This is a genomic window from Streptosporangium sp. NPDC000396 (assembly GCF_042898655.1).
In the GTDB taxonomy this organism is placed as follows: Bacteria; Actinomycetota; Actinomycetes; order Streptosporangiales; family Streptosporangiaceae; genus Streptosporangium.
The window spans coordinates 57,386-64,213 of record NZ_JBIAZA010000045.1 but is presented as its reverse complement, the minus strand read 5'-3'; the positions used below and the strand labels follow the sequence as shown (position 1 = coordinate 64,213).

Annotated in this window: 4 protein-coding genes and 1 riboswitch; all 4 genes read right to left on the bottom strand. The window is 69.5% G+C overall.

Features of this window, described 5'->3' with window-relative positions; translation table 11 throughout:
• Positions 1–199, bottom strand: a 199-nt coding sequence (locus tag ACFY2X_RS43545; protein WP_389950128.1) for a hypothetical protein, incomplete at its 3' end; no start/stop codon positions are given.
• Between the two features lie 2 nt (positions 200–201).
• Positions 202–3,888, bottom strand: a complete 3,687-nt coding sequence (metH, locus tag ACFY2X_RS43540) for a methionine synthase (RefSeq protein WP_389950125.1) — start codon at positions 3,886–3,888, stop codon at positions 202–204.
• Positions 3,889–3,902: 14 nt separating this feature from the next.
• Positions 3,903–3,978, bottom strand: a riboswitch (S-adenosyl-L-homocysteine riboswitch).
• A 124-nt stretch (positions 3,979–4,102) separates the two neighbouring features.
• Positions 4,103–5,272: a hypothetical protein gene (locus tag ACFY2X_RS43535; protein ID WP_389950122.1), complete on the bottom strand. Its 1,170-nt coding sequence runs from the start codon at positions 5,270–5,272 to the stop codon at positions 4,103–4,105.
• Entirely contained in the window at positions 5,269–6,816 is a 1,548-nt protein-coding gene (locus ACFY2X_RS43530; protein WP_389950119.1) for a hypothetical protein, read from the bottom strand. The genes ACFY2X_RS43535 and ACFY2X_RS43530 overlap by 4 nt, the downstream gene beginning before the upstream one ends.
• Positions 6,817–6,828: the final 12 nt, after the last annotated feature.

Below are 6,828 nucleotides of genomic sequence, written 5' to 3'. Positions count from 1 at the left end.
TTTTTTTTTTTTTTGTTTTTTTTTTTTTTTTTTGTTTTTTTTTTTTTTTTGTTTTTTTTTTTTTTTTTTGTTTTTTTTTTTTTTTTTTTTTATTTTTTTTTTTTTTTTTTTTTTTTTTTTTTTTTTTTTTTTTTTTTTTTGGGGGGGGGGGGGGGCGGCGGGCCCCCCCCCCCGCCCCCCCCCCCGGCCCCATCCACACGCTTACCGGGGGTCGTAGGCCAGGTTGGGGCGCAACCAGCGCTCGACCTCGGGAAGATCGAGACCCCGCCGCAGGGCGTAGTCCTCGACCTGGTCCTCACCGATGCGCCCCACGGTGAAATAGCGCGATGAGGGATGGGCGAAGAGCAGCCCGCTGACGCTGGCGGCCGGGGTCATCGCGAAGGACTCGGTCAGGGCCATGCCGAGTCGCCCGGCGTCGAGCAGCTCGAACAGCGCCTGTTTCTGGCTGTGATCCGGGCACGCGGGGTAACCGAGCGCGGGGCGGATGCCACGGAAGCGCTCGGCGTGCAGGTCCTCGATCGAGGGGTCGGCGTCCGGTTCGAACCAGTCGCGCCGCGCCTGCAGGTGGATGTGCTCGGCGAACGCCTCCGCGAGCCGGTCGGCCAGGGCTTTCACCATGATCGACCGGTAGTCGTCGTGCCGGGCCTCGAAGGAGGCGGCGAGCTCTTCGGCACCGTGGACGGCCACGGCGAACCCGCCGATGTGGTCCCCGGCCGGGGCCACGTAGTCCGCGAGGCACCGGTTGGACCGGCCCTCGGGCTTGGCCGTCTGCTGGCGCAGCATCGGCAGGCGGAGGCTTCCGTGGCCGCCCGCGCCCGGCGACCCGGCGCCGGCCGCACCGTCGATCACGGTGTCGATCACGGCGTCGATCACGATGTCGTCGCCCTCGGAGCGCGCGGGCCAGTAGCCGTAGGCGCCTCGGGCCTGGAAGAGGCCGTCCGCGATGATCTGGTCGAGCAGGGTGTTCGCCTCGTCGTAGAGCTCGCGAGCCGCCGGCTGGTCGAGAATCGCCGGGTATTTGCCCTTCAGCTCCCAGGCGAGGAAGAAGAACTGCCAGTCGATCATCTCGCGGAGGGCGGTCAGATCCGGGTGGACGACGCGGACGCCGGTGAAGGCGGGAACGGGCAGATCGTCGAACGGGACCCGCTCGCGGTTCGCGCGGGCCTGCGCGAGGGTCAGCAGGGGACGCTGCTCCCTGGCCGCGTGCTGCTCACGCAGGCGCTCCTGTTCGGCGCGGTTGCTCACGGCCAGCTTTTCGGCCCGATCGGCGTCCATGAGATCGGCGACCACGCCGACGACGCGGGACGCGTCGAGCACATGGACCGTGGTGCCGTCGTAGGCGGGGGCGATGCGCACCGCGGTGTGCTGGCGTGACGTCGTCGCGCCGCCGATCAGCAGCGGCAGCTTCAGGCCACGGCGCTGCATCTCCGAGGCGACGGCGACCATCTCGTCCAGCGAGGGGGTGATCAGCCCCGAGAGCCCCACGGCGTCGGCGCCTTCGGTGACCGCTGTGTCGAGGATGACAGACGCGGGGACCATCACACCCAGGTCGATGACCTGGTAGTTGTTGCAGCCGAGCACGACACCCACGATGTTCTTGCCGATGTCGTGCACGTCGCCCTTGACGGTCGCGAGCACCACCTTCCCGTTGCCGCGGACGGTGTCGGCGCGCCCCTCCAGCCGCGCCCGTTCCTTCTCGGCCTCCATGTAGGGCTCGAGATAGGCGACCGCCCGCTTCATCGCCCGCGCGCTCTTGACCACCTGCGGAAGGAACATCTTCCCGGCGCCGAACAGGTCGCCCACGGTCTTCATGCCGTCCATGAGCGGTCCCTCGATCACGTCGAGGGGGCGTGCCGCCCGCTGCCGGGCCTCCTCGGTGTCATCTTCGATGAAGTCGACGACGCCGTGCACGAGCGCGTGCGCCAGCCGCTGCTCCACCGGCGCCTCGCGCCAGGACAGGTCCACGGTACGGCGGGTGCCGCTCCCGCTGACCGTCTCGGCGAAGGCGACAAGCCGGTCGGTGGCGTCGGGACGCCGGTCGAAGAGCACGTCCTCGACGAGTTCGAGCAGGTCCGCGGGGATGTCCTGGTAGACCGCGAGCTGCCCGGCGTTGACGATGCCCATGTCCAGTCCGGCGCGCACGGCGTGGAAGAGGAACGCCGAGTGCATCGCCTCGCGCACCACGTCGTTGCCGCGGAAGGAGAACGACAGGTTGGAGATGCCGCCGCTGGTCCGCGCCCCGGGGCACCGCTGCTTGATCAGCGGCAGCGCGTCGATGAACGCTTTCGCGTAGCCGTTGTGCTCGGCGATGCCGGTGGCGACCGCGAGCACGTTGGGGTCGAACACGATGTCCTCGGCGGGGAATCCGGCCCGCTGCGTGAGCAGGTCGTAGGCGCGGGCGCAGATCTCCACCTTGCGCTCGACGGTGTCGGCCTGGCCCCGCTCGTCGAAGGCCATGACGACCACGCCGGCACCGTGGTCACGGATGCGCCGCGCCTGCTCCAGGAACGGTTCCTCGCCTTCCTTGAGGCTGATCGAGTTGACGACGCCCTTGCCCTGCACGCACTTGAGCCCGGCCTCCAGCACGCTCCACCGCGAGCTGTCGATCATGATCGGGATGCGGGCGATCTCCGGCTCGGTCGCGATCAGGTTCAAGAACGTGGTCATGGCCTGTTCGCTGTCGAGCAGGTCGGCGTCCATGTTGACGTCGAGCAGGTTGGCGCCGCCGCGCACCTGCTCCAGCGCGACGTCGGCGGCGGCCTGGTGGTCACCCGCTTCGATCAGGCGCCGGAACCGCGCCGAGCCCGTGACGTTGGTGCGTTCTCCGATCATGACGAAACCGGTGTCGGCGCCGATCTCGAAGGGCTCCAGGCCGCTCAGCCGGGTACGCGCCGGCGGCGCCGGGACGGCGCGCGGCGGGAGATCGGAAACGGCGGCGGCGACCTGCGCGATGTGCGCCGGCGTCGTCCCGCAGCATCCGCCGACGATGTTGACCATTCCCGATGCGGCGAACTCGCCGAGCAGCCGCGCGGTCTCGTCCGGTGTCTGGTCGTAGCCGCCGAACGCGTTCGGCAGGCCGGCATTGGGGTGGCAGGCGGTGTAGATGCCGGCGAGCCGCGACAGTTCGGCGACGTGCGGGCGCATCTCCTGCGCGCCCAGTGAGCAGTTCACGCCGACCACCAGCGGATCGGCGTGTTCGATCGCTCTCCAGAACGCCTCGACGGTCTGCCCCGACAGTGTGCGCCCGCTCAGGTCGACGATCGTCACCGAGATCCACAACGGCAGGTGCGGGGCGACGTCGCGCGCGGCGGCGATCGCGGCCTTCGCGTTGAGCGTGTCGAAGATCGTCTCAATCAGCAGCAGGTCGACGCCGCCGTCCGCCAGTGCCTGGATCTGCTCCGCGTAGGCGGCGTAGACCTCGTCGAACGACACCGCCCGGTAGGCGGGGTCCTCCACACGGGGGGATAGCGACAACGTGACGTTCAGCGGCCCGATCGAGCCCGCGACGAAGCGCCCGCCCACCTCGTCAGCGGCCTGACGCGCCAGCTGGGCGCCCCGCAGGTTCATCTCCCGCACCATCGGTTGCAGCAGGTAGTCCGCCTGGCCGATGCTCGTCGCGGTGAACGTGTTCGTCGTGGTGATGTCCGCACCCGCGGCCAGATACCGCCGGTGCACGTCGAGGACGACATCCGGTCGTGTCAGGTTCAGCAGGTCCGGGTCACCGGTCACATCGCGCGGGTGGTCTCGGAACCGCTCTCCGCGGTAGTCGGCCGCGGTGAGCGCGGCACCCTGCAACATCGTTCCCCAGGCGCCGTCGAGTACGGCGATCCGCCGGTCCAGAAGCTCCCGCAGGGCCTGTGTCCTGCCATGGTTCACAGATGTGTTCACCGGGTCACCTCCCGTTGTGGGAGGCGCCCTTGATGAACGGTTCCGATCGAGCGTGGCGGGCCTGAGCCCGTTGCAGCGCCTCTCGATCTAGAAAGTGAGAATAACGGAAAAGATAACGAAGGTGCCAGAAACTGTCTCTCAAGGGCTACGGAATCGTTTCTCCCGGCGCCTTCCCCGCCGATGTTCGCGGAGCCGTTCCGGTTCGGCGGGCGCGTCAGGACCTGCGGGCCTGGGCGCGGTAGCGGTCGAGCACATCCTGCCGCAGCAGGGCGCCGAATCCGGCCGACTCGATGCGCAGGGCGAGCTGGGCGGCGGTCAGGTCCAGGGCGGCGGCGGTGGTTTCGAGGTGCCAGTCGCCGGCGGCCAGGCAGGTGAGCAGGTGGCCGCGGCGGACCTGGTTCTCGGAGAGCCGGAACGTCTTGAGATAGGCCAGGCGCCCGTCGGCGTCCGTGATGGTCTCGCCGATGTGGTTCTCACGCTGCCGGTGGAACGGGGGCAGAAACCGGGAGAGCGTGAACGGGCCCATACGGTACACCTGGCCGAACGTGTAGTCCGTGTCGAGCAGCCCGCCCGCCATCACGTCGTCGTGGAACGCCGCCCACTCGTCCCGCTGCCGCCGTACCTGGATCCGCAGGTCGGCCAGCGTGCGCACGGATCCGCCGTCGATGCGCGCCCGGAAGTCCTGGACGGGGGCGCTCAGCATGGCGTAGTGGTAGATCAGCTCGCCGTAGAGGTTCTGCACGAGAGTGGGGTGCAGGGCGCGGTAGTCGTCAGGGTGGGGCACGACGAAGGCGCTGGCCAGGGCATCGGCGACGTAGATGAGGACCCCGCACTGCCCGGGATGGATCTCGAAGACGCGCAACGCGTCCTGGAGACCCGTCACGGTGGTGCCGACGTACGCCTGTTCCGCACGCGGCGACAGACCGTGGCTGACCGCGCGGTGCGACCACTCCTCCCAGACGATGTCGGGGCCGCCGAAGTGGAGGGCCAGGTAGCCCTCCATGGCCATGTGCAGCGGCAGGAAGCGCAGGCGGTTCTTGCCGGTACGGCGGGCCATGCGGTGATGGAAACGCAGCGGCACACAGGAGGGGCGGGGGAGAGGGGAGTCGCCGTTTCCCCCGTCGCCGGTGAGGAGCTGGGTGCCGTACGCGGCAGCGGGTGAGCCGTCGGCCGTCCAGTTCGCCACGAACGCGTGCGGGATGTAGGCGAGGTAGGAGGCACGCCGGTCCGTCCGGACGATTCCGGGCTCGTCGCCGTACAGATGGGGGTGCAGGCGCAGTGAGGTGATCGGCTCGTCGCGCACCAGCGGCACCAGCCGCACCCCGCCCCACACCTGAGCGGGGCGGGTGGCCAGACCGGTGAGATCCAGGGTCGCCGCGGTCACGAGACCTCCTCCGGGGCGTCGGGCTCCAGGAAACGGGCGACGCGGACCGCCAGGTGGGCGCGGAGCTCGGCGAGCCCGGTACGGCCCTGCGCGAACTGGGCGAGCTCGACCAGCGCCGGCAGGTCCTCCGCGTCGCGGATCCCGGCTGTCGGCACGCTCGGCGCCAGCCTGCGCACGTCGAAGTCGTCGGCGTCGTAGACCGGATTCAGGTGGACGGCGCTGGTCCGGCCGTCGGGATTCAGACGGGTGGCCCACACGCGCAGAACCTCCCCCGCCAGTCCCGCGGGCGCGTTGTCCCACCCGTCGGAGACGATCACCAGCCGGTCCGGGCCGAGGTCGAGCGCGTCGAGGATCCGCTCGCCCAGCGGAGTGGCGCCAAGCGGGTACGTCAGCAGGGCGTCGCCGCGTCCGGACAGCCACAGCGGCGTGTAGTGACCGGCCAGCGCTTCGAGGAGGAAGTGACAGGCGAGCGCGACCGCGAGGGGACGACGGCGCTTCTCGCCCGAGCCGAAGGACGAGAAGCTGTCGTCGAGCACCGCGGCGACCCGGCCCCACCGGCCCGCCTGTTCCCCGGCCACCCGCAGCGCCGCGGCCCGCAGCGCGCCGGTCAGCTCGGCGCGGCGCCGTACCCGGTCGTCCAGGGACAGGGACAGCATGTAGGAGGCGAGGCGGGTCAGCGGCATCGACTCCAGCTCACCCTGGTCCGCCTGGACGGCGGTGGCACCGGCTTCGTGCGCGGCCTTCTGAAGGCGCAGCCGCTCCAGCCGGGTCAGCCGCGGTGCGATGCGCTCCAGGAACACGGCCCGGTCGATGCCGTGCCTGGCCGCGAAGCCCTCCGCGACCGTGTACGGCAGCTCGTACACGCTGGCGCGTTCGTAGTGGGCGCGCCGCCACGTCTCGAAGATGGGGGTGCGGAACGTCCTGCGCGCGTGCGGTTCGAACAGGAACGGGCCCAGCTCGCCGCCGAAGCGGTCGGCGCCGTCGCGGCTGTCGCGGCCGTCGTAGCCGTCGTAGCCGTCGCGCCGGTGGAGATCGTCGAGACGCAGGTGGGCGTGGCGGGCGGCGGCCTTGAACGCGGAGCGGTATTTGACCGCGTCGAACGCCGGATCGGGGCGGGCGGCCAGCCAGTCGCGCATGATGGCGCGGGTGCGCCGGTTGTTGATTCCGGCCCTGCGCAGCGTGCCGAACAGCCGGTAGACACGCGGCGGCGGCAGCTCGCGCAGGGCTCGGGCGATCAGCCGGCCTTCGGCGCGGCGCTGTTCGGGCGTGGCGTCCTTCGCGGTCTCCAGGAGCCTGAGCACGATGGCGGCGGCGTTGTGGTCGTTGATGCCGAGGGCGAGCGTGGCCGCGTACAGGTCCCGGTAGTTGCCGAGCATGTAGTGGTGCAGGAAGTCCAGCGACAGGCTCTGCTGCCCGGCGTCGGCGTGGAACTCGCGCTGGCCCGTGGAGGTGATGGCCGCGTTCACGAACAGCAGCACGTCCTCGGCGGCGACGAGGTCGCCGTACGTCTCCATCAGCTCTCCCAACGGCCGGGACCTGGGCATGTCCCGCTCTTG

What these genes read in the sequence shown, in the direction of transcription:
- ACFY2X_RS43530 (WP_389950119.1), bottom strand. Translation starts at nt 6,816, where the DNA reads ATGCCCAGGTCCCGGCCGTTGGGAGAGCTGATGGAGACGTACGGCGAC.